The sequence below is a fragment of the Hyphomonas sp. FCG-A18 genome (genome assembly GCF_045287255.1).
Lineage (GTDB): Bacteria > Pseudomonadota > Alphaproteobacteria > Caulobacterales > Hyphomonadaceae > Henriciella.
Genome location: NZ_CP137142.1, coordinates 2,599,296 through 2,623,787, shown reverse-complemented (window position 1 = coordinate 2,623,787; position 24,492 = coordinate 2,599,296). Strand labels below are relative to the sequence as shown.

Genomic DNA, 24,492 nt, shown 5'->3' with positions numbered 1-24,492 from the left:
TGCCGGATGGATGAGGCGTTCTGGCTCCAGAGCATGCTAGCGAAGATGGGATTAAATCTAGCGCTCCATACTTGGCGGTTTAATAGCAAGCATGAATGCTGTGCTCGTGGGATAGATCTTGTGCAACACAAAAAGTGGACCCCGAATATACGTATCACCTCAGCTTAGATGACCTCAGGTCATGATTTGAAATATCAGAAGTGTCTTGGAGTGTGCTCGGAAAAGAAACCGAGATAGCGGTTTCGGGTTAGTTTAATATAGCTATGTATTAGGCGCGGAGTTCCGCTGATATTGTCTTTTATGGGGATAGGTCCTGCGTAGAGGCGTGCGGTGACGCTCTACGCAGGACCTATGCTGTTTAGTATTTTATTCCGCAGCGACGAACTGGTTCATGGTGTTGTGCGCGCCGCCGGCTTTCAGGGCGCGGTCGCCGGCAACCATTTCCTTGAATGTGTCACCAAGGTCAGAGCCAACCTCGTGCTGGTGCTTCACGGCAGAGACACCGCGGCGAATTTCTTCGCGTTGTACATTCTTAACGTAAGCCAGCATTTTCTCTTCGCCGAAGTAGCCATTGGACAGCTCGTCCATACCTTTGGCGGTCAGGTGGAAGGTCGGCAGGGTAATCAGGTTGTGGAACACCCCGGCGCGGGCTGAGATGTCTGTCTGGAAGCTTTGCAGGCGTGCATCTGCTTCAAGGCCCAGCTCTGTTTCGTCCAGCTTGGCAGACATCAGCGCGACACCTTCCGGGTAGTCATCTGCGCCAATTTTGCCTTCGCTAATCCACTGCTCACGAACTTGCTTACGCAGGTTCAGGGTCCAGTTGAAGCTTGGGCTATTGTTATAAGTCAGCTTTGCATCCGGAACGACTTCACGGATTGCGTTCACCATAGAGGCAATCTCATCCACGTTTGGCGTTGCAGTTTCAATCCAGAGCAGATCAGCACCACCTTCAGTCAGTGAGCTGATGCAATCTTCGATCACGCGATCGCGGCCTGTATTCTCTTTGAACTTATAGAGACCGTTCGGCATGCGCAGTGGACGAACAACTTTGCCGTCACGCTGAAGGGCAACTTCGCCTTCACGCAGGGGGTTTGCGGCTGTGATCTCTTCGGTCTCAACCCATTTGATATATTCGGCGGCAAGGTCACCAGCTTCTTGAGAAACCGGGATTTTCTGGGTCAGGCCAGCACCAAGGCTGTCTGTACGTGCCACGATGACACCTTCATCAACGCCAAGCTCTTCAAAGGCCATGCGGCAGGCGCGCAGCTTGGTAATGAAGTCCTCGCGTGGAACGGTCACTTTACCATCCTGGTGGCCACACTGTTTGGCGTCAGAGACTTGGTTCTCAATTTGCAGGCAGCAAGCACCAGCAAGGATCAGCTCTTTGGCCAACAGGTAAGTCGCGTGCTCATTGCCAAAGCCAGCATCAATGTCGGCAATGATTGGCACAACATGGCTTTCGAACGTGTCGATACGGTAAATGATTTCGTCCAGAGTAGACTGGTCAGCGCCTGACTCGCGGGCTTCGCGAAGCTCTTTGAAAAGGTCATTCAGGGCAACCTCATCGGCCTGACGCAGAGAAATATAGATTTCCTTGATCAGGTCAGCGACAGCGGTCTTCTCGTGCATGGACTGATCAGGCAGGTGGCCAAAGCTGTTGCGCAGGCCAGCAACCATCCAGCCGGACAGATAGATGTAAGTGCCTTTGGCAGTGCCGCGCATACGCTTTACGGCTTTGATTTTCTGCTGCGCGTGGAAACCGGACCAGCAGCCAAGAGACTGTGTGAACTTGGAAGGGTCAGCGTCATAGGCGGCCATATCTTCGCGCATGACGCCTGCCATAGAGCGGGCAATGTCGAGATGCGTATTGTAAGTATTCTGGATTTTCAGCTGAACAACATCCTCAATGCTAAGCCCGGCGCGCGTGCGGCCTTCGGGATAGCGTTCAAGAGTTTCAGCCATAAGTTGCTTATAGGTTGGGCGTTGAGTCATCGGTTTATCCTCGTCTAATTCGAAGTTGTTTTTGAGATTTGTTTGAGGGTTATGAGAGCGTGCGCAGCACGTCATAGGCGGGCAGGGTCAGGAAGTCGGCGAGCGTTTCGCCGGTTGCGGTCTCTACGAAAACCTTGGTGGCTTCCGGGTAGCGACCGTCTGCGAAGTCAGCATCGCCGAGCGTTGTTTTGATCTTCGAGACTTCATCCTCGAGCAGACGATCGAAGGTTGCCTGATCAAAGCTCTGGGCATTGCCGTCAGTATCCTTGTACTCAGTGCCATGGTGCAGCCATTGCCAAAGCTGACTGCGGGAGATTTCCGCCGTTGCGGCGTCTTCCATCAGGTTGTGGATCGGAACGGCGCCGCGTCCACGAAGCCAGGCTGCCGTATATTCGATACCCACAGAGATGTTGGTTCGAATGCCAGCCTCTGTAACGTCCCCAGTATGCGGCTTAAGCAGGGAGTCGGCTGTGATTTGTGGCATCTGACGCTGACTCAGAACCTGATTGGCTTGCGGCATGGCGGCATCAAAAACCTCCATCGCAACTGGAACCAGATCCGGGTGTGCGACCCAGGTGCCGTCATGGCCCTGATCGACTTCACGCTTCTTGTCGGCGCGAACCTTGTCAAAGGCAGTAGCATTCGCCGCCTCATCCCCTTTAACCGGGATTTGCGCGGCCATACCGCCCATGGCGTGGGCGCGGCGGCGGTGACACGTCTTGATGAGTTGTAGCGAGTAAGCCTTCAGAAAGGCGCGATCCATGCCAACCTGTGCGCGATCAGGCAGGACGAATTGCTTATGATTGCGCAAGGTCTTGATATAGCTGAAAATGTAATCCCAGCGCCCACAGTTGAGGCCAACAATATGGTTGCGCAGGACATAGAGGATCTCGTCCATCTGGAATGCGGCTGGCAGGGTCTCAATCAGGACAGTGCTCTTGATCGTCCCATTTGGAATGCCGAGTGCAGCTTGTGCAAAGTTAAAGACATCATTCCACAGGCGGGCTTCCTGATAGGTCTCCATTTTCGGAAGATAATAGAAGGGGCCCTTTTCCTGCTCAGTCAGGGCCTTGCCATTATGGAAGAAGTGCAGGCCGAAATCGAACAGGCTTGCAGACATCGGCTTGCCATCGACGAGGACGTGAGCTTCTTCCAGATGCCAGCCGCGAGGGCGGACCAGCATGGTCGCTGTCTCTTCGTTCAGGCGATATGATTTACCACGCGCCTCGTCATCAAATGAGAGCGAACCCCTTGCATAGTCTTGCATGTTTGCTTGACCGTCGAGCATGTTCTCGAAAGTCGGGGAGGAAGCGTCCTCAAAGTCGGCCATGAACATTTTCGCACCGGAATTCAGCGCATTGATCATCATTTTGCGATCAACGGGCCCGGTGATCTCAACACGGCGGTCTTGCAGAGCTTTTGGAACGGGTGCGACTTCCCAGACAGACTTGCGGATGTGCGCGGTTTCAGGCGGAAACTCTGGCAGCTCTCCATCATCATAGCGCATTTGGGCGAGCCGACGGTTCTCAAGCAGGATGCGGCGCTGTGGCCCAAATCTACGCTCAAGGTCAGCAATAAACAGTAGAGCGCCCGGGGTTAGAACTCGGTCGTAACTGGCGGGAACACCGCCTGGTACTTCCGCGGGCCTGCGGTGGGCGGGTGTTGGCTGTGCAGCCTTTGGGTCCTGTATGAGTGTATCGGGCATCGCGATCTCCAAGCGTTAGAAGTCGCTGCTCAATATTTACAAATTTTTGTATGGGTCTATAGCGTATTGTAAATAATAGGTTTTCTTGTTTTTTGTGTAAATCAAGAAGTGTAATTGTTGTAAGGTTTGTTATGGTTAAGGCGGGAAAGCGAAAGCTTCTGATTGGTCAACGTGTAAAGCGTTTGCGCACCATGCTGGGGCTGACTCAGGCTGACTTCGCAAAGCGGCTTGATATCTCCGCGACCTATGTGAACCTGATTGAGCGTAACCAGCGTCCGGTCAGTGCTGCAGTCTTGTTGAGGCTGGCTGAAGAGTTTGACATTAACGTCTCTGATCTTGCGAAAGATACAGACGCGACGCTTGTAAACGAGTTGTACACGGCGTTGCGTGATCCGGTTTTTGGGGGTGTTCAGGTCAGCAAGAATGAAACCGAAGATCTCGTCGGTGCCAGCCCAGAGGTGATAAAAGCCTTCCTGCGCCTCCATGAACGCTATCGTGAACTGACCCTCAACACATACTCAGATGCCAATCCTCTGGCTGATCGCGAGAAGGTTGAATTACTGGAGGAGTCAGCGCGTCCGGTTGAGACAATCCGCCAGTACATTCATGATCAAAATAACTATTTCCCAAGATTGGATGAGGCTGCTTCAGCCTTCTATGCTGAGCTCACCAAAAATCGAAAACCCATCGATATCGCAATCCAGGAGCGCCTCGAGCAGAAGCATGAGCTTAAGATCCGCATTCTGCCAACATCGGCAATGCCATCATCGTTCAGGTATTTTGATCGGCACCGCTCCGGTATTGATATCTCCGAGCTGCTTCATCCAACCGGGCGGCAATTCCAACTCGCTTTCCAGCTTATCTTCATAGAGTATCGAGACCTCATTGACGGCTTGGCCGCAGAGTCTGGCATTCAGGATGAAACAGCGATTGGCCTGTTGCGTGTCTCACTCGCAAATTACGCCGCAGCGGCTCTCCTGATGCCTTATGACCGTTTCCTGAAGGCATGTGAGGATACCCGATATGATGTGGACCTGCTCAGCCATCGTTTCGGGACAAGTTTTGAGCAAACAGCTCATCGACTGACAACGCTTCAGAAGCCAGATGCGCGCGGTATCCCATTCTTCTTCTTGCGCATTGATGCGGCGGGCAATGTCTCCAAGCGCTTCAGTGCTGGCCGCTTTCATTTCTCCAAGTTCGGTGGGGCCTGTCCGATCTGGAATATTCACCGCACGTTTGAACAACCCGGAGAGACTTTAACTCAGCTCATCCAGATGCCGGATGACACAACTTATGTCTCAATTTCAAAGGCAATAACGCGGTCGCGAGGTTATCATGGCCGTCCGCCTGCACGGGTTGCCATTGGTCTGGGGTGTGACCGGGCCTATGCCGATAATCTCGTCTATTTTGATCGCATGAATCTCTCAGACCAGGAACCAACACTGATCGGTGTGAATTGCTATTTATGCGATCGTCAAAACTGCGCCTCCCGCGCCCACGCCCCGCTTAACCGCAAGCTCAAATTCGATGCCCATGCGCGGGGCATCTCGCTCTATGAGTTTGAGCCGCCAAAAGTGAAAAGCTCATAGCTTAATAGTATCCATCGAGTGGTATTCGGATATGAGCAGCGAAGATTAATCTGAGTTGGCGGGTAGCCTATGCTCATCTTCGAGGCGGATGACGATAACGCGCTGACAGAGTAGATTCTGGATATTTTGCAAAGATAGCGGAAGAGGAAGTGGCGGAGAGGAAGGGATTCGAACCCTCGATACGCGTTAACGTATACGCCCTTAGCAGGGGCGCGCCTTCAGCCACTCGGCCACCTCTCCAGCGCGAAACGGTTTCCTAGTCTTTTGCGGCCCGCCTTACAAGAGGGGGAAACAGATCAAGTTTCATCCTTGATCTTTTCATGCAGCCAGGCGGCGTGGCGCGGGGCTTTTTTCGTTTGTGACCACTCTTCCAGCATGAGTGGTGCAACGCGTTTGAGCTCCGCCATTTGCTCCGGCGTGCTGATATTGCAGGCAAGCTCCAGACGGTGGCCGTTCGGGTCAAAGAAATAGATCGACTTGAAGATGCCATGATGGGTTGGGCCAATGACATCAAGGCCATGGGCTTCGGCGCGTGCCTTCGCGGCCATCAGGTCATCCATGGTGGCGACTTTGAAGGCGATATGCTGAACCCATTGCGGGGTGTTCTCATCCCGGCCCATGTCCGGCTGCTGCGGCAGCTCGAAGAAGGCGAGAACATTATCATTCCCGGCATCAAGGAAGATGTGCATGTAAGGATCATAGGCCCCGGTTGAGGGGACGTGATCCTCGGCGATGGCAAGCTGGAAATCCATGCCTAGGACATCGCGGTAAAACTCAACCGTTTCCTTGGCATCCTTGCAGCGATAGGCGACGTGATGCACGCCGTGAAGAGCAGGGGCTGTTTCAGTCATTTTGGTCAGTCTCACTGTTATGGCTGCGTCGCCAGGCATTGAACCAGCTGCCAATCCCAATACCGGCAATGATGCCGATAGCCCCGATTGGGGAAACGACATCTGACATCCAAAGAAATCCGCCAAGAACAGCGCCGATCAGGGCCCCGATAAGGCCTTCAGTGACTGGGGTGAGGGTAACTTTCTTTGGTTCATTGGTCATCAGTCAAAGTCCTTGGCCACATCGAGCTGAACTGGAACAATCCATCTCGCAATTACCGAAGCGACTAACCCACTAACACCACCAAAGATACCGGCTCTTATGGTTCCATCAACGGGCATGAAAGCGAAGAAGTTGTCAGCGATCTGAAGAACGGTCATCAGAATGAAAACGATGCCGCCAACCCATAGCGCTCGCTTTGTTCTGCGGCCTTTTACTTCTTTTACCACTAGGCTGGCTCCTCGACGTTCAACACTCCGCGTTCCAGCTGATCACGTTCGATGCTTTCGAACAAGGCCTTGAAGTTGCCTTCACCGAAGCCGTCCTTGTAATCGCCGACGCGCTGAATGAACTCAAAGAAAACCGGGCCGAGCTGTGGTTGAGCAAAAATCTGGAGCAGCAGGCGCGGCTGGCCGCCCTCTGTTGTCCCGTCGAGGAGAATGCCGCGTGTTTGAAGCTCATCTGCGGGCTGGCCATGGCCCGGCAGGCGCTCGTCTAGCATGGCGTAATAGGCTTCAGGCGGGGCCGTCATGAAAGGCACACCCGTTGCCTTCAGCCGATCCCAGCAAGCGACAAGATCATCACAGATGAGAGCGATATGCTGAATGCCTTCGCCGTTAAAGTCGCGCAGGAATTCTTCGATCTGGCCTTTGCCGCCTTCGCCTTCTTCATTCAGGGGAATGCGGATCTTGCCGTCCGGAGCTGTCAGGGCTTTTGAGGTCAGGCCTGTATATTCACCCTTAATGTCGAAGAAGCGGATTTCCTGAAAGTTGAAGAGTGTTTCGTAGAAGGCGGCCCAATACTTCATCCGACCGCCATAGACGTTGTGGGTCAGGTGATCGACAACATCGAAACCATAGCCAACTGGGTTGTGATCAACACCGGGCAGATAGTCGAAATCGATGTCATAGATGGTGTGGCTACCTTCGCCATCAGCATAGCGATCAACGAGGTAGATGATCGAGTTGCCGATCCCGCGAATGCCAGGAATATGAAGTTCCATTGGCCCGGTTTCGACTTTTACCGGCTCCGCTCCCTGCTTGATCAGGTGATTATAGGCTTTGGCCGCATTACGGACCCGGAAGCCCATACCGCAGGCGCTTGGCCCATGCTCGCGCGAGAAATACCAGGCGGCCGAGCGGGGCTCATAATTAGTAATGAAGTTGATGCCGCCCTGACGCCAGAGCTCAACATCCTTGGAGCGGTGGCGTGCAACCTTGCTGAATCCCATGGCTTCGAAAACAGGCTCCAGCACGCCTTTCTCAGGGGCTGAAAATTCGATGAATTCAAAGCCATCAAGGCCAGCGGGGTTTTCAAACAAGTCAGCCATATGAGCGCTCCTCAGCAAATTAGTTGCAAATGTAACCAATTTTCAGCTTGGTTGCAAGTGAAACGAGTTTGGGGAAGACTGGCTTTATGCCCGATAAGACCCAATCCTCCCTGAGCCTTGATGACTTCCTGCCTTACAGGCTGTCTGTCCTGTCCAATGCTGTGTCGCGTCAGGTCGCTGATATTTATGAGCGCGAATTTGCGCTTTCCATCTGGCAATGGCGGGTCATTGCCGTTCTTGGGGAACAAGCGGGCATGACCAGTACGGAGGTGGCTCAACGCACCCTTATGGATAAGCCAACGGTCAGCCGCGCCGTGGCGAGTCTGCTGGAGCGTCGTCTGGTTGAGCGCGTTACCGATGAGGAGGATCGCCGCCGTATGCCTCTGGCGCTGACCGATGCGGGGCTAAGCATCTATCGCGCCATTATCCCGCGGGCTTTGGCGTGCGAGCAGGGATTGCTTGATAGCTTAACCACTGACGAAGCGGCCTTGCTCCAGAAAGTGCTGGGTAAGTTGGCGTTCGCGGTATCGCCTGAAGAGGGCTTGTGGAAGACTCCTGATAGCTGAAAGCCAAACGGGAATGATTGACAGGGAGGTAATCGCTAAGGCATCCCGAAAGATGACGTGAGGGAGGAAGCATGTCGCTCAACATGATGGATGGGATATTTGCGCGCCTGACAGACGAGCGGCCTGAATATGCCAATGCTATGACCACTTGGCGCGAGCGACTTGAGCCAACCCTCATAGAGCTTGAGCGGCAACGGGTGGAAACCATCAAAAAAGCGCGCAACCGTACGATCGTTACCGCGATCATCACATTTGCTGTTTTTGGGGTCATTATCGGCCTCTTCCTTAGAGGTCAGTTTGCATTCTTTACGGCGGTGGTTGGGTTTATGGTTGCAGCCGTGGCCAGCGCGGTGGCTTGGGTGCCGCTATTTGCAATGAAATCTCAAACCAAGCAGCTTGTGGTTGGATCCGCCGCTGAGGCTTTTGGTTTTGCCTATGATACGCTCCACCCTGATGTCACCGGTGTCAGTGACTGGAAATCAGCAGGTGCCTGGATGAAGGCTCAATCTTCAACCAAGGATGCTGGGGGACTGTTTACAGGGGGTGGGTCTGATGAGCCACCGACCCCAGCGTTCGGCTATCTGGACGATGTAAATCTGATGCCGGGTTGGGATGACCGCAAATTTGAGGATATGATTCAGGGCGAGCGTGCCGGGGCTGATTTTTCTCTGGTCGAATGCAAACTGACAGAAGAGCAGGGCAGCGGAAAAAACCGCCGAACCGTCACAACGTTTCAGGGGTTGCTCTTCCATATTCGATACCCAGACCGTTTTCTGGGACGCACAGTCATTGCCAGACAGGGCTGGAGCAAGGGGTGGTTTTCCAACAAAGACCTGGAAAAAGTTGACCTGACCTCAGTCGAGCTGGAGCGCGCTTTTACGGTCTATTCAAATGATCAGGTCGAGGCGCGTTACTTGCTGACGCCAGACAGAATGGAGCGGCTGATCGCTCTTGAGCGTCATTTTAAGGGGGGCAAGCTGCGTGGCATCTTTGAAGGTGACCATCTGACCCTTGCGCTAGAAGCCAAGGATCAGTTTGAAGCCGGATCGATCTGGCGGCCTTTGGTTGACCCACAACGCTATATCAGCGCCCTGACCGAAATCGGGCTGGTCTGTGATGTCATTGATGGCTTCCTGACCCGGGAATGGGTCAAGGATAAGCTCTAGTCAGACAGATCAGTTGCGAACCGACGCGCAAAACGATCCGAAGCGCGGCGGGCGTCGGTCCAGGTGCCTGCGCCTACCGCATCCCTTATATCCGTCTCAAACCAATCATACTGCTTGGTGCCAAGGACATTGCCCTCTGCATCATAAGCGGTGCCTTCCAGAGACATGCCGCCAATTGAAATAGACCGTATCGCATCCAGACCTGGCCGATCACCGAGCTGTTTGAAGGTTGGGCGGTTTGGCTGTGCATCAATGATCATGACATCAATACGGGCCACTGAGACACCCTTTTTCTCAAACTCGCGGATCAGGTCTTCTGTGATCTCTTCGGAGAGCTTGACCCCTTCGCGCTCACCATAATCATCGGTCAGTTTTTCGGCGAAATCTTCACTATAGGAGACATTGACCGTGGTTGCGCCTGCGATAGGGGCAAGAGCAAGAAGGGCAGCAGTAAACAAGACCTTTTTCATTTCAATATCTCCAGTGTTTGGACCGATACAACATACTCATTTTTGTCGTACCGGTCCAATTTTTGTCGATCACTTAAATGTTAAATCGTATCCACAAAGACAATCTCCGTGTCTTCGAGTGCCGTTAGAGTGATCGTTTCTGCACCTGTAATGGCTGCGCCGTCACGCGCCTTCAAGATCTGACCATTGAGTTCAACTGAACCTGTTGCCAGAGCAAAATAGCCATACCGTCCAGCCTTGACCTCATAATCGAGGCTTTCACCAGTGCGCAGTGTTGCGCCCAGCACTTTGGCATCTTGCCGGATGGGCAGCGCGCCGTCGTCTCCTTCACCGCTGGCAAGGATAGACCAGCTCCCTGAGCGATCGGCTTTTGGGAAAGCCTTTGCGCCCCAGTTGGGTGTCCCACCGATTTCACGAGGCTCGATCCATATCTGGAAAATGGTCGTGTCCTCTGTTTCGGCATTCCACTCAGAGTGTTGAATCCCGCGCCCAGCACTCATGACCTGAACATCACCGGCCAGCGTGCGTCCTTCATTGCCCATAGAGTCCTTATGGGTAATTGCACCCGAGCGAACATAGGTGATGATCTCCATGTCGCGATGACCATGAGGTGGGAAACCTGTGCCTGGTTTGATTGTATCATCATTCCAGACCCGCAGCTTGCCATGGCTCATTCGAGCCGGGTCATAATAGTGGGAGAAGGAAAAATGGTAATGGGCATCCAGCCAATCATTTTGGAATGCCCCAAGATCGGAGAACCGTCGAATATCAATCATATCGCGCTCCTTTTCTGTGTTTGCGATGGGCCATAGATGTCTCATCCAGCGCTCGGAGAGTAGGATGAGAGACCTGAAATCAGTTATGCAGACCCTGCATGGCTGAGGCTGATAGTCATTCGCAATCACATTGATCGTCTAACACTTTTGGTGCGTTGACAGGGCGAGGTGCAGAACTAGAACGCGTTGCAGATATTTAATTGTGCTTGGAGCAATTTATGGCTGGATCTGGCTTGACCGACCCCCGTCCCCTTTCACCGCACCTGCAAGTCTGGAAATTTCACGCAACGATGTTTGCGTCGATCATTCACCGGGCCACAGGCGTCGCGATGTATTTCGGGGCCTTCCTGATTACGGGTTGGGTGGTTGCCTTGGCCATGGGCGAAGAGGCTTACACTGCCGCCGATACGATCATTAATCACCCGATTGGACAGGTCATTCTATTCCTTTGGGCTGTCGCGGTAATGTTCCATCTTATCAATGGAATCAAATACTTACTGTGGGATGGGCCAAAGTTTGGGTTCACACCAGGCGTTGCCAGTCGGTTTGCGATTTTCAATTTCGCGTTTTCCATTCTCGCGGCAGCCGGGCTCTATGCCTACGCCACGATGGTTGCCTAGGAGATTTTAACGATGACGAATAAGACAACGCCTCTAGGTAGCGTTCGTGGGCTGGGTTCAGCCAAGTCTGGAACCGAGCATTTTATTCACCAGCGCGTCACCGCGATCGCCCTTGTGTTCCTTGTACCCTGGTTCATTTTCTCGATGATTCACGCGACTAAGGCAGGTTATGCGGGTGCCGAAAGCTGGGTTGCTAAGCCCTGGAATGCAATTTTGCTGATTCTACTCTTCGGTGCGGCGCTTTATCACATGCGTCTTGGTCTCCAGACTGTCATTGAAGACTACATCACTAAGAGCAGCACGCGTCAGGCCTTGTTGATCCTGAACACGTTTGCCGTTTTCGCCTTGATGGCGGCGGCAATTTTCTCCGTGCTGAAAATATGGATTTCGGCAGGCCTTTAAGGGCGTGCTGCAGGAGGCCAAAAGATGAGCGACTATAAATTTATCGACCATACCTATGACGTTGTTGTGGTGGGCGCAGGTGGCTCAGGCCTCCGGGCGGCTCTCGGTGCAGCGCAGGCAGGTCTGAAAACAGCCTGTATCTCCAAAGTCTTTCCGACCCGCTCGCACACGGTTGCGGCGCAGGGCGGTATTGCCGCATCGCTGGCCAATATGGGGCCCGATGATTGGCGCTGGCATATGTATGACACCGTCAAAGGCTCAGACTGGCTCGGCGATCAGGACTCAATCGAGTATCTCTGCCGTGAAGCACCCCAAGCGGTGTACGAGCTTGAGCATTGGGGCATGCCCTTCAGCCGAACCGAAGAGGGCAAGATTTATCAGCGCCCATTTGGTGGCCACACGACAGAGTTCGGCGAAGGCCCACCAGTCCAGCGCACCTGCGCGGCGGCTGACCGGACCGGCCACGCGATGCTGCACACGCTCTATGGGCAGTGCGTGAAGAATGACACTGAATTCTTCATCGAATACTTCGCCATGGATCTGATCATGGACGAGGATGGGGTCTGCCGCGGTGTCACCGCATGGAAGCTTGATGATGGCACGCTTCACCGCTTCCGTGCTCAGAAAACCATTCTGGCAACGGGCGGTTATGGCCGGGCTTTCTTCAGCTGTACCTCGGCTCATACATGTACGGGCGATGGCAATGCCATGGTTCTTCGCGCAGGACTGCCGCTTCAGGATATGGAATTCATTCAGTTCCACCCAACCGGGATTTATGGCGCGGGCTGCCTGATTACCGAAGGCGCGCGTGGTGAAGGGGGTTACCTCACCAATTCCGAGGGGGAGCGCTTCATGGAGCGCTATGCGCCAAGTGTGAAAGACCTTGCGCCACGCGATATGGTCAGCCGCGCGATGACGATTGAAATTCGTGAGGGTCGCGGCGTTGGCCCGCAAAAAGACCATATCTTCCTGCACCTTGAGCACTTGCCACAGGAAACGCTGGCGGCGCGCCTGCCCGGTATTTCCGAAACGGCGAAAGTCTTCTCCGGTGTCGATGTGACCCGTGAGCCAATCCCGGTTCTGCCAACGGTTCACTATAATATGGGCGGTATCCCGACCAACTATCACGGCGAAGTGTTGACCAAGAAGGGGGATGATCCCGATGCGGTTGTGCCGGGCCTGATGGCTGTGGGTGAGGCCGCATGTGTCTCTGTCCACGGGGCGAACCGCCTTGGATCAAACTCTCTGATCGATCTGGTTGTCTTTGGTCGTGCCGCTGGCTTGCGCTGTGGCGCAACCCTTGAAGCCGGGGCCACCCAACCGACGATGACGGATAATCTAACCGACAGCCATATCGCACGGTTTGATCGCATCCGAAATGCCAATGGCTCCCAGTCTGTTGCTGATCTTCGTCTGGAAATGCAGAAAGCGATGCAGGAAAACTGCGCCGTCTTCCGGACCGGGGATGTGCTTGATGAAGGTGTTCAGAAGATTGATACCGTCCATGGCAAGCTGCCGGATATGAATGTCGAAGATCGCAGCCTGATCTGGAACACAGACCTCATGGAGGCGCTGGAGTTCGATAACCTGATCAGTCAGGCCGCCGTGACCGTGAATTCAGCCGCCAACCGTAAGGAAAGCCGTGGTGCGCATGCCCGTGAGGATTTTGCCGAGCGTGATGATGAAAACTGGATGATGCACACACTGGCCTGGGCCGATGATGCTGGGAAAGTCACCATCGATTACCGCCCGGTGCATAACTTCACGATGTCGAACGAGATGGAATATATCAAACCTAAGAAGCGGGTTTACTAGGAGCGACTATGGTACAGCTGACACTCCCCAAAGGATCCGCCCCGAAAAAAGGTAAGACCTGGCCAAAGCCTGAAGGGGCGAAGGACAAGGATCTCAAGGCGTTTAAAATCTATCGTTATAGCCCGGATGAAGGCGGTAATCCGCGCTGGGACACTTACTATGTCGATAAGACTGATTGTGGCCCAATGGTGCTCGACGTCCTGATCTACATCAAAAACAAGATCGATCCGACGCTGGCTTTCCGCCGCTCCTGCCGTGAGGGCGTTTGTGGCTCCTGCGCTATGAATATTGCTGGCCACAACACAATTGCCTGCACCAAAGGCTGGGACGAGATTGCCGGACGCACCATCACGATCGCGCCGCTGCCTAGCCAGCCTGTGATTAAGGATCTGGTTCCTGACCTAACCAATTTCTACGCCCAGCACGCCTATGTGCAGCCCTTCCTCAAGACCGATACGCCGGAACCTGAGAAAGAGTGGAAGCAGACGATTGAAGACCGTGAAGAACTCGATGGCCTTTACGAGTGTATCCTTTGTGCGTGTTGCTCAACCTCCTGCCCATCCTATTGGTGGAATGGCGACAAGTATCTTGGCCCAGCAGCGCTTTTGCAGGCTTATCGCTGGCTGATCGACAGCCGTGATGAGGGTACTGGCGAGCGTCTGGATGATCTTGAAGACCCATTCAAATTGTATCGCTGCCATACGATCATGAACTGTGCGCAGGTTTGCCCGAAAGGCCTCAACCCGGCCAAGGCGATTGCCAAGATCAAGACCATGATGGTGGAACGCGTTGCTTAAACGCATGCCCTATTAGAGACAGCAAAGCCCGGCTCTGTGCCGGGCTTTTTGTTTGTATCGACAGGGGCCGACAGCTGACCCATATTCATCGTGATGGAAGCCTTTGCAAACCTTTTAGAGCGCCTGTTACTGACCCCTTCGCGCAATGGGAAACTAGCGCTCATGCAGGGCTATTTCGCCGATCAACCTGACCCGGAGCGGGGCTGGGCACTGGCGGTTTTGACGGGGGGACTGGACCTACCGGGTGTGAAGGCGGGCCTGATCCGTCGTCTCGTTGAAAGCAAGGTCGATCACGAGCTTTTTCGTCTGTCTTATGATTATGTTGGTGACCTTGCTGAGACGGTCAGCCTGATCTGGCCAAGCTCTCATGGCGCAAACTACATCCCTCCATTGTCAGAAATCGTTATGCAGCTTTCTGAAGCGACAAAGGCACAAGGTGAGCGGCTGATTGAAGGATGGTTGAATGCCCTAGATGCGCGTGGGCGCTGGGCCTTGCTAAAACTTGTCACTGGCGGTCTGCGGATTGGCGTATCGGCACGGCTCGCTAAAACGGCAGCGGCCCGTTTCGGTACTGTTGAAATCAACGAGATTGAAGAAATCTGGCATGGTCTTGAGCCACCCTATGAGAGCCTGTTCGCATGGCTTGAGGGCAAAGCGGAGAAACCCAAGCCGGACATTGCTGCGCCGTTTCGCCCGGTTATGCTCGCTCATCCACTCGTTGCGAAGAAGGATCGTGATAACCCGGATGCGATTGATCCAGACCTGATTAAACCGGACACATATGCGGCGGAATGGAAGTATGATGGTATCCGTGTGCAGGCGGTTTCCGAACGTGGCGTACGCCGGATTTACACCCGAACTGGTGACGATATCAGCCACACATTTCCGGATGTCTTGGCCGCGATGGACTTTGATGCCGCCTTGGATGGAGAGCTTCTGGTTCGCGCGCCAAATGGCGGCGTTGCCCCTTTCAATGAGCTGCAGCAGCGCCTGAACCGCAAGACCGTGACAAAGCGCCAGATGGAGGCACGCCCGGCGTTTATTCGGGCTTATGATCTTCTGGTTGAGGGCGAAGAGGATTTACGGCAGCGCCCTTTTGAGGCCCGGCGTCAGCGATTGGAAGCCTTCGTTGGCGCGCTGCAGACTGAGCGCATCGATCTCTCTCCACTGGTCCCGATTACCGACATAGAGGCACTTGAAGCGGCGCGGAATGACCCGCCCACGCCAGAGATTGAAGGCGTGATGCTTAAGCGTTGGGACAGTGTCTACGAAGCCGGACGCCCCAAAGGGCCGTGGTTTAAATGGAAGCGTGACCCGTTCCTGATCGATGCGGTTTTGATGTACGCCCAGCGCGGGCATGGCAAACGCTCCAGCTTCTACTCTGATTTCACGTTTGGGGTCTGGCGGCAGGTTGATGGTGAAGACCAGCTCGCCCCGGTCGGGAAAGCCTATTTCGGTTTCACCGATGATGAGTTGAAACAGATCGATAAATTTGTACGCAACAACACGATTGAGCGCTTCGGGCCAGTCCGCTCTGTCACGGCGACACAGGATGAGGGACTCGTCTTTGAAGTGGCGTTTGAGGGGCTACAGCGCTCCCCACGTCACAAGTCCGGTGTGGCCATGCGATTTCCGAGAATCAACCGCATAAGATGGGACAAACCGACCCGCGAGGCGGATCGGCTTGAGAGTTTGGAAGCGATGTTGCCGCCGGAGGTTTAGGCGGTCTCGGTTTGCTTCATTTGCCAGCCCTGGCGGCTGTGAAGCGCGCTGAGGGCTTCATCATACTCTTGCGCCAGCTGATCGACATATTCCGCAGTACTCATACGCGTATTGATCGCACCGATACCCTGGCCACAGCCCCAGATATCTTTCCAGGCTTTGGCTTCCTGATTACCGCCAGACCCGAAGTTCATTGCACTTGGATCGCTCTCAGGTAGGTCGTTTGGATTAAGGCCCGCCTTGGCAATGGAGGGGGCCAGATAGTTGCCATGCACCCCGGTGAACAGGTTGGAGTAGATAATGTCCTTGGCGTCGCTCTCGACGATCATGTCCTTATAGCCATCAACCGCGTTGGCTTCGTGACATGAGATGAAGGCTGAGCCGATATAAGCGAGGTCTGCGCCCATGGCTTGTGCCGCAGCGACAGCGCCGCCATTGGCAATAGAGCCAGAAAGGGCCAGTGGGCCATCAAAGAATTTCCGGATGTCCTGGATCAAAGCAAAAGGTGATGTCGTTCCGGCATGTCCGCCAGCACCAGCCGCAACAGCGATCAGGCCATCAGCGCCTTTGTCGAGGGCCTTGCGGGCAAAGATCGCGTCGATGACATCGTGCAGAACGATACCGCCATAAGAATGGATCGCATCATTCACTTCGGTGCGCGCACCAAGAGACGTGATGATGATCGGAACCTTATGTTTCACACACATCTCAACATCGTGGTCGAGGCGATTATTGGTCTTGTGAACGATCTGGTTCACGGCGAAAGGCGCGGCCTTGCGATCCGGGTTCTTCTCATCCCACTCGGCCAGCTCTGTCGTAATCTTGTCGAGCCATTCGTCCAAAACTGGGCCGGGGCGCGCATTCAGCGCCGGGAAAGACCCAACCACACCAGCCTTACACTGGGCAATCACAAGGTCTGGATTTGAAATGATGAAGAGCGGGCTTCCGATTACCGGAATGCGCAGGTTTTGCAGAATGGGTGGTAACGCCATCAGGATCTCCCAAATATCTCACGGCTCAACCTACTGCGAGAACCCGTATCGACAAGGCATTACGGTGGGTTAGGGCTGCTATTGGCATATACAAAGGGCCCACCGTTCTGGCGGGCCCTTTGCGTTCCTGACCTAAAAGCGGAGGGTTGCTGCAATCTTTAGCTTAGTAGGATTGAGATTCAGACTCTTTGGTCTTCTCGCTATCGCCATTCATGGCTGCCTCAAACTCTTCTGGGGTGATCCCACCGCTGCCGTCAGAATCGACAGACATGAATTTGATAATGGCTTCAGCGCTGCTGGTTTTGCCATCAGCGGTTTTCCAGGCAACAAACTCGCTTTCCGAGATGAGGCCGTTTGTATCGGCGTCAATAGTCTCGAACTTAACTGGTTCACCAGCGGTTGCGGTGAAAGCGAAAGCAGCTGTGGCTGCCATAAAAGATGCAAAACGGATCATTGGATTACTCCTTCAGCTTTTTTGCACGCCACCTCATGTGGCACGCATACGCTGGCGAAAAAATCGCATTAATCCTCGTGACAGAGCTGCAAGGTGGATGACTCCGCGTTCACGAATATTTGGCAAGAAAGGCGTCCATACCCTTTAATGCATGGTATCTCAGGCTACACGATGAACGCCTGTTCACATTGATTTCAGGCTGCGGTCAGCAACTGTGTGGTTTTAAAGTTACATTCTGAAGACGCCAAAGCCGCGCTCGCCCATCGGGGCGTTCAGACTTGCGGCAAGCGCAAGGCCCAGAACGCGGCGGGTGTCGGCTGGATCAATGATGCCGTCATCCCAAAGCCTGGCGGTTGAGTAATATGGGCCGCCCTCACGCTCATAGAGATCGCGGATCGGGTCTTTGAACGCTTCCTCTTCGTCTGTGCTCCACTCCTCGCCACGTCGCTCCATGCCATCGCGTTTCACAGTGGCGAGCACGGATGCGGCTTGCTCGCCGCCCATGACGGAGATGCGCGCATTCGGCCACATGAACATGAAGCGCGGGGAATAGGCGCGTCCGCACATGCCGTAATTGCCTGCGCCAAACGAGCCGCCAGTGACCAGGGTCAGCTTTGGAACAGAGGCCGTTGCCACGGCGGTCACCATTTTGGCGCCATCCTTGGCAATGCCGCCGGCTTCATATTTTGAGCCAACCATGAAGCCGGTAATGTTTTGCAGGAAGAGGAGCGGGATACGGCGCTGATCGGCCAGCTCGATGAAATGGGCAGCTTTCTGGGCGCTTTCGCTGAACAGGATACCATTATTCGCAATGATTGCGACGGGCATGCCATAAAGCTTGGCAAAGCCGCAAACCAGCGTATCGCCATAGAGTTTCTTAAACTCATGGAAGTCTGACCCATCGACAAGCCGTGCAATAATCTCTCGCGCATCATAGGGTTCACGCACATCCTGTGGGACAAGGCCGTGAAGCTCTGCGGGGTCATAAAGCGGTTCCAGCGGCTCGCTCAGGCCCACCTCAGCCGGTTTAGGAACATGCAGTGTTCTTACAATAGAACGCATAATCGCCAGCGCATGATCATCGCTGGCGGCATAGTGGTCGACCACGCCGGATTGGCGCGCATGCACGTCTGCCCCGCCAAGGTCTTCGGCGCTGATCTCTTCACCCGTCGCGGCTTTCACCAGAGGTGGTCCGCCCAGGAAGATGGTGCCTTGCTTGCGCACGATGATTGTCTCATCCGACATGGCCGGGACATAAGCGCCCCCAGCGGTACAAGACCCCATGACGGCAGCGATTTGCGGGATGCCTTTCGCACTCATCTGGGCCTGATTGTAGAAGATGCGGCCAAAATGCTCGCGATCGGGAAAGACTTCCGACTGGTGTGGCAGGTTCGCGCCGCCACTATCGACCAGATAGAGACAAGGCAGGTGATTCTGCATGGCAATTTCTTGCGCGCGTAGATGCTTCTTCACGGTGATTGGGTAATAGGCCCCGCCCTTCACCGTCGCATCATTACAGACGATAACGCATTCGCGCCCTTCGACGCGGCCAACGCCCGTAATAACCCCCGCGCCAGGTGCTTCATCATCGTACATGCCATTTGCAGCAAGCGCACCAATTTCGAGAAAGGCTGCGCCCGGATCAATCAGGCGGTTTACGCGTTCGCGGGGCAGCAGCTTGCCGCGACTGACATGCCGTTCGCGGGCGCGCTCTGATCCGCCAAGGGCGGCCTTTGCCGTTTTCTCGCGCAGCTCATCAACCAGCGCCTCCATGGCGCGGCGATTGTCCGCATAGGCAGTTCCGGCAGTATCCAGCGTCGACTTCAGAACAGGCATAAATGGTTTCTCCTGCAACCGTTTTGGACAGCCTTACCGAGCGCTGACGCAGATGTCATGCCCTGTGATTAAAACCTTCACTTTTAGGCCTCATATTAGGGGTACACATGAAATGTGTAATGGAGGCGCGATCATGGGTATATTTGGAGGCATGAGTCTTGATGTCGTTCCAGCGCTCGCATCCCTCAAGTTTCTTGAGGATGTGCCCAAACGTGCATTGAAGGCAGCAGGTAAGGAAGCGCGCTGGTTCTCTTTGCCTGCGGGTTGGCCGCTTTTTCAGGCCGGTGAAGAGTCGGATTCCATCTATTTTGTGCTGACTGGATCGCTCGGCGCATTCAAGCGCATGCCTGATGGGCGCAGTGAGTTTCTTGGTCACGTTCGCGCGGGCGAACCTGTTGGCGAAATGGCGATGTTTCAGGGCGGGGTCGATATTAATGGCGATGGCGCGCCGGATAATGTTGGGCACACTTCCTCGGTTTATGCCTTGCGAGATAGTGAGGTGCTTGAGGTTTCGCGGGAGGGTTTTGCTAACCTGACGAGCGCTGAGCCGGAAATTCTAAGCGCTATGATCCGGCTCATCCTGTCGCGCCTGCGGGAAGGCAATAAGCGCAACCGCCGGACCGCGCCAAAAGTGTTCGCCCTGATCGCGACGTCGCCGACAATTGATCTCTCCATCCGCGCTAAAAGCCTCAAGGAGGCGCTGACCCGTCTTGGTGTGAAGGCGCGCATTATTGATGAGGTGGAAGGGGATGAGAAACCAGCGGCTTTCTTTGATCAGGCCGAGCGCGACAATGATATTGTCATCCTCACAACGCCGGTCAGCGACACCAGCTGGTACAGATTGGCGACCCGTCAGGCCGATCGCTTATGGGTGCTCGCCCGCGCTGACGCGCGCCCCTCTTACCCGCTTTTGCCTGAAGATGATTCCCCAGCGCAGGCGCTAAAGCTGGTAGATGTGATCCTGATTCATCATGGCGGCGAGCGGCGGGCGTCGAAGCCTGCCGATTGGCTGAATGCCTCTGGTGGTGCACGGGCTTTTCACTGGTTCTCTGTTGATGGCCCCCATTGCGACCGCCTGGCGCGCACCATGTCGGGACGCAGCGTGGGGGTCGTGTTTTCAGGCGGCGGCGCGCGCGCCTATGCACATGTCGGGGTGGTTCGAGCAATCCGCGAACTTGGCTTGCCGATCGACTTTGCAGGCGGGGCCTCTATGGGCGCGGTTGTCGCCGGATGTGTCGCAATGGGCTGGGATGATGATGAGATTGATTACCGCATCCGCAAGGCCTTTGTAGAGACCAATCCGCTAGGCGACTGGCACCTGCCGGTTGTCAGCATGGTCAAGGGCCGCCGGGTCGATGCGCGCTTGAAAGAGCATTTTGGCGATGCAGAGATTGGCGATCTTGAAATGCCCTTCTTTGCGGTTTCCACCAACCTGACGGATGGATCTTATCGCATTCACAGGCGGGGCCTGCTGCGCCGGGCTTTGCGGGCAACGATTTCCCTGCCGGGCATTCTCCCGCCAGTGATCGACAATGGCGAGGTTCTGGTCGACGGGGCCGTGCTCAACAATTTCCCTGCCGATGTCATGCGCGAGTTACAGCGCGGCTTCGTCGTGGGCTGCGACGTTGCCCGCGCCCCCGAGGGTTTGAAGGCCGACGACTTCACCAAGCCGCAAGGGTTCCTGAGCTGGGTTAGTCGCTATGGTTTCTCTAGCGCCCCGCCAATCGCAGGTCTCTTGATGCGATCAGCGACGATTAGCATCAATCCAAATGCGGGTCGCGAGCTTGTCGATGTCCTGGTGCTGCCCGAGCTAAAGAATATCGAACTGCGCGATTGGAAGGCTTACGACAAAGCCGTTGAGGCAGGATACGAGGCCGCCATGAAATCGCTCAGCGAAAGTGATCTCATGGAGCAATGCTGTACCTTCAAGCCGACAGAAACAACGACGCGTGTCGTTGGCGCTTAGTTTTCCGCTGCACGTTCTTGAAAGCCAGGGCGTCTATTACAATCCGGCATGCTGTACGCCTCTGAATATGTCTTACCAAAGCAGGCAATCAAACTATCAACAACGCCGAGATTAAGCGCGCTTGGTCGATCACTCTGCGCCATTAGCGTGCGTTGAGTTTGCAATTCCTCTAAATCGTTTTGCAGGAATGCAATCGAAGCGCGTACGTATTCATTCCAACCGCGATTATTCTGATCTTCCGGTTTCAGGCTCAGCTCAAACAATTCGATGGCTGCAACCTTCTGGTTCTCGAAAGCTCTGATCTGGCCTTCATGCCAGTAAAGAAGCGTGATCTCGCCAGTCTCACTTATGGTGACTTGCCCTGCCGGATGATCCAGTATGACTGGCTCAGATTTTTCACGCAGAGCGTGATGGAAATCGCTGATCAAATCTGCAGCGACCAATTTACACCCGGGCTTTGATGCGATGGCGCGCACACCCTGTGCAGGGTCCTGATCAAATGTCCAATAATCCAGAGACATGAGGGCGTCCCGGTCTTCAATGCACTCCGATGCTTCCCGATATTCAGGTTCGCTGGGTTCAGGATTGTTTTGAGCAAGAGCGAACTCGCTGCAGAACACCCACATAATGACAAAACATAATCGACGCATCGCTATCCCTCCACACGAGGTATTCTGGGATAGCTTGCCTTAGTGTCAACCTGTTTCGCCGAACAGTTCCCGCCCGATCAGGAAGCGGCGGATTTCACTGGTACCCGCGCCAATCTCATAGAGCTTGGCATCGCGAAGCAGGCGCCCGGTCGGATATTCGTTGATATAACCATTCCCGCCAAGCAGCTGAATTGCGTCTAGCGCCAGCTTGGTGGCGGTTTCAGCGGCATAGAGGATCGCCCCGGCGGCATCTTTTCGGGTTGTCTCGCCGCGATCACAGGCTTTCGCAACCGCATAGACATAGGCTTTGGCAGCATTCATCTGGACATACATATCCGCGAGCTTGCCCTGCACGAGCTGGAACTCGCCAATCGATTTGCCGAACTGTTTGCGGTCGTGAACGTACGGCACGACGACATCCATACAGGCTTGCATGATCCCGGTCGGTCCAGCCGAGAGAACGGCGCGTTCATAGTCGAGACCGCTCATCAGCACCTCAACGCCGCCATTCAGTGGCCCCATGACATTCTCTTCGGGCACTTCGCAGTCTTCAAAAACCAGTTCCCCGGTCTCAGATCCGCGCATGCCTAGCTTGTCGAGCTTCTGCGCCACGGAGAAACCCTTCATCCCGCGCTCGATCAGGAAGGCGGTAATCCCGCGCGATTTCTTCTCCGGCTCAGTCTTGGCGTAGACGATCAACGTATCAGCATCGGGCGAGTTGGTGATCCACATCTTCGTGCCGTTCAGGATATAGCGATCACCCTTCTTGTCGGCGCGCAGTTTCATGGACACAACATCAGAGCCAGCACTGCTCTCACTCATCGCGAGGGCGCCCAGATGTTCGCCCGTGACAAGCTTTTCCAGATAGCGCGACTTCTGGTCATCATTGCCCCAGCGGCGCAATTGGTTCACGCAGAGGTTGGAGTGCGCCCCATAGGAGAGGCCCACTGAAGCCGAAGCGCGGGAGATTTCTTCCATCGCGACGACATGCTCAAGATAGCCAAGGCCTGAACCGCCCCATTCTTCTTCAACTGTGATGCCAAGCAGGCCAAGTTCGCCCATTTTTGGCAACAGGTGACGAGGGAACACATCGGTCTGGTCAATCTCGGCGGCGAGCGGCGCGATTTCGTGTTGGGCAAATCCTTGCACAGTATCGCGGATCATGTCCGCAGTTTCGCCAAGGTCGAAGTTCAGTGTGGGATATCTGTTCGGTATCATGCCCGCTCTTTAGCCGGACATGCCCGTATTGCCAAACCTAATCTTTAGAGAAGAGCGTCCGCAGGCAGTAATAGCCCATCACAATCAGCAACAGCGCGCCCAGCAGGATCAGGAAAGGCGGCAAGTATACCGCTATGTCGCTCTCTATGGTTTCCCCTGATTGGACCAAACCAAAGAAGTCGGCCAGACCATACCCCGCAAGGGCGGCGCCAATCAGGGCCAGAAGTCCAAACGGGGCAGCGTTCAGCAGTTTATTGTCAGGGTTGGACTCAACCAGCGGTTCCTGCAGGCGAACACCTTCACCAATGCCGCCCATGCCTGCGCGAGGCGGGATTTCTACCTCTTCAAGGTCATCAATGATTGTGACAGGTGGCTGTGGTTCCGGGTCACGGACCAGCTTTGGCGCGGGCGCGGCAGGTTCTGGGGCCGTTACCACGCGCTCAAGAAAAGGCGGGGGAGGTAAATCCTCTTCAGCCTCTTCCCTTGCAGCCAAAGATGTTTCCTGGCGCGGTGGCCACATCGATTTCTGCACACCGGTACTGGGTTCTTCATTTCCGGCCAGTTCTGAGATCGCAGCTTTGATCTCTTCAGGGCTGGCCCCATCGGTTTCTATGGACTCTTTGCGATCATCATTTGCCGCGTCGTGGCCTGAGACTTTTTCGCCATTGGTGCCCAGAATGTCCTGCATCTGCTTGCGGATAGATTCTGCGGCGGCTTCTGGGGCAGTTTGCTTTGGCTCGCTGATGGGTTCAGCGGGCGTGGAGCGCTCCACAACAATTTCACGCGGTTTGACGGGCGCTTTGAGGGCGGGGGGACGATCAGCGACGGGGCGATACATAACACTGGCTGCTGATGGCATATGCCCTGGTGCTGTCAGGAACAGGGCTTTTTCAGCTGCGCGGCGACGCACCAGAGCATCGACAACCTGGACGCGTCCGCCAATACGGGCCTTGCGCCAGACATCCATGGCTGTTGCAGACGCCAAACGGTTACCACTGTTCAGGTAGGCAACAACATCAGATTTCACAAAGGCGCTTGCGCCAATATTGAACGCAAATGAGACCAGCGCGTCGAACTCATTCTGATTAAGCGGGGCGAGGACACTATCTTGCACCAGTTGCTCAATACGTGGCAGGTCATGCTCCCTTAGCAGCGCTTCCGCTTCCGCTTTGCTCAGACGCTCTTCGCCTTTTTCGGCGCGCACGTGGCCGTAGCCGACAATAAAGCGGCCATCAGGAAGCTCCTGATCATTCGGGCGATAGCCTTCAAACTGCTTGATCAGTTCCAGGCCAGCGCGGGATGTGCGCATATGCGATGCCATTTCTGCTCCGCTTTGGGACAGTTTCTCCATCCAATCGTAACGGTACTGCAAGTGC

Annotated in this window: 23 protein-coding genes and 1 tRNA gene; 9 read left to right on the top strand and 15 right to left on the bottom strand. The window is 54.8% G+C overall.

All coding sequences use genetic code 11. The features are described from left to right. Positions 1 to 366: 366 nt before the first annotated feature. Both RYZ27_RS12930 and aceB read right to left on the bottom strand, forming a co-directional pair. Positions 367 to 1,992, bottom strand: a complete 1,626-nt coding sequence (locus tag RYZ27_RS12930) for an isocitrate lyase (RefSeq protein ID WP_406679934.1) — start codon at positions 1,990 to 1,992, stop codon at positions 367 to 369. 49 nt (positions 1,993 to 2,041) lie between these two features. Further along, positions 2,042 to 3,697 (bottom strand): malate synthase A, encoded by a 1,656-nt coding sequence (gene aceB, locus RYZ27_RS12925; RefSeq protein WP_406679933.1) that lies wholly within the window; start codon positions 3,695 to 3,697, stop codon positions 2,042 to 2,044. Positions 3,698 to 3,888: 191 nt separating this feature from the next. Between aceB and RYZ27_RS12920 the strand changes: the two genes are divergently transcribed. After that, complete coding sequence (locus RYZ27_RS12920; RefSeq protein WP_406679932.1) at positions 3,889 to 5,286, top strand: short-chain fatty acyl-CoA regulator family protein; 1,398 nt, start codon at positions 3,889 to 3,891, stop codon at positions 5,284 to 5,286. A gap of 150 nt (positions 5,287 to 5,436) precedes the next feature. Here RYZ27_RS12920 and RYZ27_RS12915 read toward each other — a convergent pair. From RYZ27_RS12915 to hppD, 5 genes are all read right to left on the bottom strand, one after another. Beyond that, positions 5,437 to 5,526, bottom strand: a tRNA-Ser gene (locus RYZ27_RS12915). Positions 5,527 to 5,582: 56 nt separating this feature from the next. Next, positions 5,583 to 6,137, bottom strand: a complete 555-nt coding sequence (locus RYZ27_RS12910) for a VOC family protein (RefSeq protein WP_406679931.1) — start codon at positions 6,135 to 6,137, stop codon at positions 5,583 to 5,585. Then, positions 6,130 to 6,339: a hypothetical protein gene (locus RYZ27_RS12905; RefSeq protein WP_406679930.1), complete on the bottom strand. Its 210-nt coding sequence runs from the start codon at positions 6,337 to 6,339 to the stop codon at positions 6,130 to 6,132. Before RYZ27_RS12905 ends, RYZ27_RS12910 begins: the two co-directional genes overlap by 8 nt. Further along, positions 6,339 to 6,566 carry a hypothetical protein gene (locus RYZ27_RS12900; RefSeq protein WP_406679929.1) on the bottom strand — a complete coding sequence of 76 codons (228 nt, stop codon included), beginning with the start codon at positions 6,564 to 6,566 and terminating at the stop codon, positions 6,339 to 6,341. Before RYZ27_RS12900 ends, RYZ27_RS12905 begins: the two co-directional genes overlap by 1 nt. Further along, positions 6,566 to 7,666, bottom strand: coding sequence for a 4-hydroxyphenylpyruvate dioxygenase (gene hppD / locus RYZ27_RS12895; RefSeq protein WP_406679928.1), 1,101 nt, complete (start codon positions 7,664 to 7,666; stop codon positions 6,566 to 6,568). The genes RYZ27_RS12900 and hppD overlap by 1 nt, the downstream gene beginning before the upstream one ends. 86 nt (positions 7,667 to 7,752) lie before the next feature. On the opposite strand from hppD, the gene RYZ27_RS12890 reads away from it, so the two are divergent. After that, positions 7,753 to 8,232, top strand: coding sequence for a MarR family winged helix-turn-helix transcriptional regulator (locus RYZ27_RS12890; protein ID WP_406679927.1), 480 nt, complete (start codon positions 7,753 to 7,755; stop codon positions 8,230 to 8,232). A 71-nt stretch (positions 8,233 to 8,303) separates the two neighbouring features. Continuing rightward, positions 8,304 to 9,398 carry a DUF3137 domain-containing protein gene (locus RYZ27_RS12885; protein WP_406679926.1) on the top strand — a complete coding sequence of 365 codons (1,095 nt, stop codon included), beginning with the start codon at positions 8,304 to 8,306 and terminating at the stop codon, positions 9,396 to 9,398. Here RYZ27_RS12885 and RYZ27_RS12880 read toward each other — a convergent pair. Both RYZ27_RS12880 and RYZ27_RS12875 read right to left on the bottom strand, forming a co-directional pair. Then, the gene (locus tag RYZ27_RS12880) at positions 9,395 to 9,868 is read right to left on the bottom strand and encodes a hypothetical protein (RefSeq protein ID WP_406679925.1); all 474 of its coding nucleotides are present in this window, start codon (positions 9,866 to 9,868) and stop codon (positions 9,395 to 9,397) included. The genes RYZ27_RS12885 and RYZ27_RS12880 overlap by 4 nt on opposite strands. Before the next feature lie 80 nt (positions 9,869 to 9,948). Next, on the bottom strand, positions 9,949 to 10,644 hold the full coding sequence (locus RYZ27_RS12875; RefSeq protein WP_406679924.1) for a pirin family protein: 696 nt from the start codon (positions 10,642 to 10,644) through the stop codon (positions 9,949 to 9,951). Between the two features lie 218 nt (positions 10,645 to 10,862). Between RYZ27_RS12875 and sdhC the strand changes: the two genes are divergently transcribed. The 5 genes from sdhC (at position 10,863) to RYZ27_RS12850 (ending at position 16,000) form a co-directional block, all read left to right on the top strand. Continuing rightward, positions 10,863 to 11,264: a succinate dehydrogenase, cytochrome b556 subunit gene (sdhC, locus tag RYZ27_RS12870; protein WP_406679923.1), complete on the top strand. Its 402-nt coding sequence runs from the start codon at positions 10,863 to 10,865 to the stop codon at positions 11,262 to 11,264. Between the two features lie 12 nt (positions 11,265 to 11,276). Further along, positions 11,277 to 11,666 (top strand): succinate dehydrogenase, hydrophobic membrane anchor protein, encoded by a 390-nt coding sequence (sdhD, locus tag RYZ27_RS12865; RefSeq protein ID WP_406679922.1) that lies wholly within the window; start codon positions 11,277 to 11,279, stop codon positions 11,664 to 11,666. Between the two features lie 24 nt (positions 11,667 to 11,690). Then, entirely contained in the window at positions 11,691 to 13,481 is a 1,791-nt protein-coding gene (sdhA, locus tag RYZ27_RS12860; protein WP_406679921.1) for a succinate dehydrogenase flavoprotein subunit, read from the top strand. Positions 13,482 to 13,489: 8 nt separating this feature from the next. Continuing rightward, the gene (locus RYZ27_RS12855) at positions 13,490 to 14,278 is read left to right on the top strand and encodes a succinate dehydrogenase iron-sulfur subunit (RefSeq protein ID WP_406679920.1); all 789 of its coding nucleotides are present in this window, start codon (positions 13,490 to 13,492) and stop codon (positions 14,276 to 14,278) included. A 93-nt stretch (positions 14,279 to 14,371) separates the two neighbouring features. After that, positions 14,372 to 16,000, top strand: coding sequence for a cisplatin damage response ATP-dependent DNA ligase (locus RYZ27_RS12850; protein ID WP_406679919.1), 1,629 nt, complete (start codon positions 14,372 to 14,374; stop codon positions 15,998 to 16,000). On the opposite strand, the gene RYZ27_RS12845 is transcribed toward RYZ27_RS12850, so the two are convergent. From RYZ27_RS12845 to RYZ27_RS12835, 3 genes are all read right to left on the bottom strand, one after another. Then, on the bottom strand, positions 15,997 to 16,992 hold the full coding sequence (locus RYZ27_RS12845; protein WP_406679918.1) for an NAD(P)H-dependent flavin oxidoreductase: 996 nt from the start codon (positions 16,990 to 16,992) through the stop codon (positions 15,997 to 15,999). The two genes, RYZ27_RS12850 and RYZ27_RS12845, sit on opposite strands and share 4 nt — an antisense overlap. A gap of 163 nt (positions 16,993 to 17,155) precedes the next feature. Further along, positions 17,156 to 17,446 carry a hypothetical protein gene (locus RYZ27_RS12840; RefSeq protein WP_406679917.1) on the bottom strand — a complete coding sequence of 97 codons (291 nt, stop codon included), beginning with the start codon at positions 17,444 to 17,446 and terminating at the stop codon, positions 17,156 to 17,158. Positions 17,447 to 17,674: 228 nt separating this feature from the next. Beyond that, positions 17,675 to 19,282: a carboxyl transferase domain-containing protein gene (locus tag RYZ27_RS12835; RefSeq protein WP_406679916.1), complete on the bottom strand. Its 1,608-nt coding sequence runs from the start codon at positions 19,280 to 19,282 to the stop codon at positions 17,675 to 17,677. 133 nt (positions 19,283 to 19,415) lie between these two features. On the opposite strand from RYZ27_RS12835, the gene RYZ27_RS12830 reads away from it, so the two are divergent. Continuing rightward, the gene (locus RYZ27_RS12830; protein WP_406679915.1) at positions 19,416 to 21,248 is read left to right on the top strand and encodes a patatin-like phospholipase family protein; all 1,833 of its coding nucleotides are present in this window, start codon (positions 19,416 to 19,418) and stop codon (positions 21,246 to 21,248) included. Here the strand turns inward: RYZ27_RS12830 and RYZ27_RS12825 are convergent. The 3 genes from RYZ27_RS12825 to RYZ27_RS12815 are packed head-to-tail and all read right to left on the bottom strand — an operon-like array spanning position 21,245 to position 24,437. Then, positions 21,245 to 21,898: a hypothetical protein gene (locus tag RYZ27_RS12825; protein WP_406679914.1), complete on the bottom strand. Its 654-nt coding sequence runs from the start codon at positions 21,896 to 21,898 to the stop codon at positions 21,245 to 21,247. The genes RYZ27_RS12830 and RYZ27_RS12825 overlap by 4 nt on opposite strands. Before the next feature lie 45 nt (positions 21,899 to 21,943). Further along, the gene (locus RYZ27_RS12820) at positions 21,944 to 23,116 is read right to left on the bottom strand and encodes an isovaleryl-CoA dehydrogenase (RefSeq protein WP_406679913.1); all 1,173 of its coding nucleotides are present in this window, start codon (positions 23,114 to 23,116) and stop codon (positions 21,944 to 21,946) included. A 37-nt stretch (positions 23,117 to 23,153) separates the two neighbouring features. After that, a complete protein-coding gene (locus tag RYZ27_RS12815; RefSeq protein ID WP_406679912.1) occupies positions 23,154 to 24,437 on the bottom strand; it encodes a lysozyme in 1,284 nt (427 codons plus the stop codon). Positions 24,438 to 24,492 lie beyond the last annotated feature (55 nt).

Excerpts from the sequence above, each read along its gene's own strand:
- RYZ27_RS12930 (WP_406679934.1), bottom strand. The coding sequence starts at position 1,992 with ATGACTCAACGCCCAACCTATAAGCAACTTATGGCTGAAACTCTTGAA.
- aceB (WP_406679933.1), bottom strand. The coding sequence starts at position 3,697 with ATGCCCGATACACTCATACAGGACCCAAAGGCTGCACAGCCAACACCC.
- RYZ27_RS12920 (WP_406679932.1), top strand. The coding sequence starts at position 3,889 with ATGCTGGGGCTGACTCAGGCTGACTTCGCAAAGCGGCTTGATATCTCC.
- RYZ27_RS12910 (WP_406679931.1), bottom strand. The coding sequence starts at position 6,137 with ATGACTGAAACAGCCCCTGCTCTTCACGGCGTGCATCACGTCGCCTAT.
- RYZ27_RS12905 (WP_406679930.1), bottom strand. The coding sequence starts at position 6,339 with ATGACCAATGAACCAAAGAAAGTTACCCTCACCCCAGTCACTGAAGGC.
- hppD (WP_406679928.1), bottom strand. The coding sequence starts at position 7,666 with ATGGCTGACTTGTTTGAAAACCCCGCTGGCCTTGATGGCTTTGAATTC.
- RYZ27_RS12890 (WP_406679927.1), top strand. The coding sequence starts at position 7,753 with ATGCCCGATAAGACCCAATCCTCCCTGAGCCTTGATGACTTCCTGCCT.
- RYZ27_RS12885 (WP_406679926.1), top strand. The coding sequence starts at position 8,304 with ATGTCGCTCAACATGATGGATGGGATATTTGCGCGCCTGACAGACGAG.
- RYZ27_RS12880 (WP_406679925.1), bottom strand. The coding sequence starts at position 9,868 with ATGAAAAAGGTCTTGTTTACTGCTGCCCTTCTTGCTCTTGCCCCTATC.
- RYZ27_RS12875 (WP_406679924.1), bottom strand. The coding sequence starts at position 10,644 with ATGATTGATATTCGACGGTTCTCCGATCTTGGGGCATTCCAAAATGAT.
- sdhC (WP_406679923.1), top strand. The coding sequence starts at position 10,863 with ATGGCTGGATCTGGCTTGACCGACCCCCGTCCCCTTTCACCGCACCTG.
- sdhD (WP_406679922.1), top strand. The coding sequence starts at position 11,277 with ATGACGAATAAGACAACGCCTCTAGGTAGCGTTCGTGGGCTGGGTTCA.
- sdhA (WP_406679921.1), top strand. The coding sequence starts at position 11,691 with ATGAGCGACTATAAATTTATCGACCATACCTATGACGTTGTTGTGGTG.
- RYZ27_RS12855 (WP_406679920.1), top strand. The coding sequence starts at position 13,490 with ATGGTACAGCTGACACTCCCCAAAGGATCCGCCCCGAAAAAAGGTAAG.
- RYZ27_RS12850 (WP_406679919.1), top strand. The coding sequence starts at position 14,372 with ATGGAAGCCTTTGCAAACCTTTTAGAGCGCCTGTTACTGACCCCTTCG.
- RYZ27_RS12845 (WP_406679918.1), bottom strand. The coding sequence starts at position 16,992 with ATGGCGTTACCACCCATTCTGCAAAACCTGCGCATTCCGGTAATCGGA.
- RYZ27_RS12840 (WP_406679917.1), bottom strand. The coding sequence starts at position 17,446 with ATGATCCGTTTTGCATCTTTTATGGCAGCCACAGCTGCTTTCGCTTTC.
- RYZ27_RS12835 (WP_406679916.1), bottom strand. The coding sequence starts at position 19,282 with ATGCCTGTTCTGAAGTCGACGCTGGATACTGCCGGAACTGCCTATGCG.
- RYZ27_RS12830 (WP_406679915.1), top strand. The coding sequence starts at position 19,416 with ATGGGTATATTTGGAGGCATGAGTCTTGATGTCGTTCCAGCGCTCGCA.
- RYZ27_RS12825 (WP_406679914.1), bottom strand. The coding sequence starts at position 21,898 with ATGCGTCGATTATGTTTTGTCATTATGTGGGTGTTCTGCAGCGAGTTC.
- RYZ27_RS12820 (WP_406679913.1), bottom strand. The coding sequence starts at position 23,116 with ATGATACCGAACAGATATCCCACACTGAACTTCGACCTTGGCGAAACT.
- RYZ27_RS12815 (WP_406679912.1), bottom strand. The coding sequence starts at position 24,437 with ATGGCATCGCATATGCGCACATCCCGCGCTGGCCTGGAACTGATCAAG.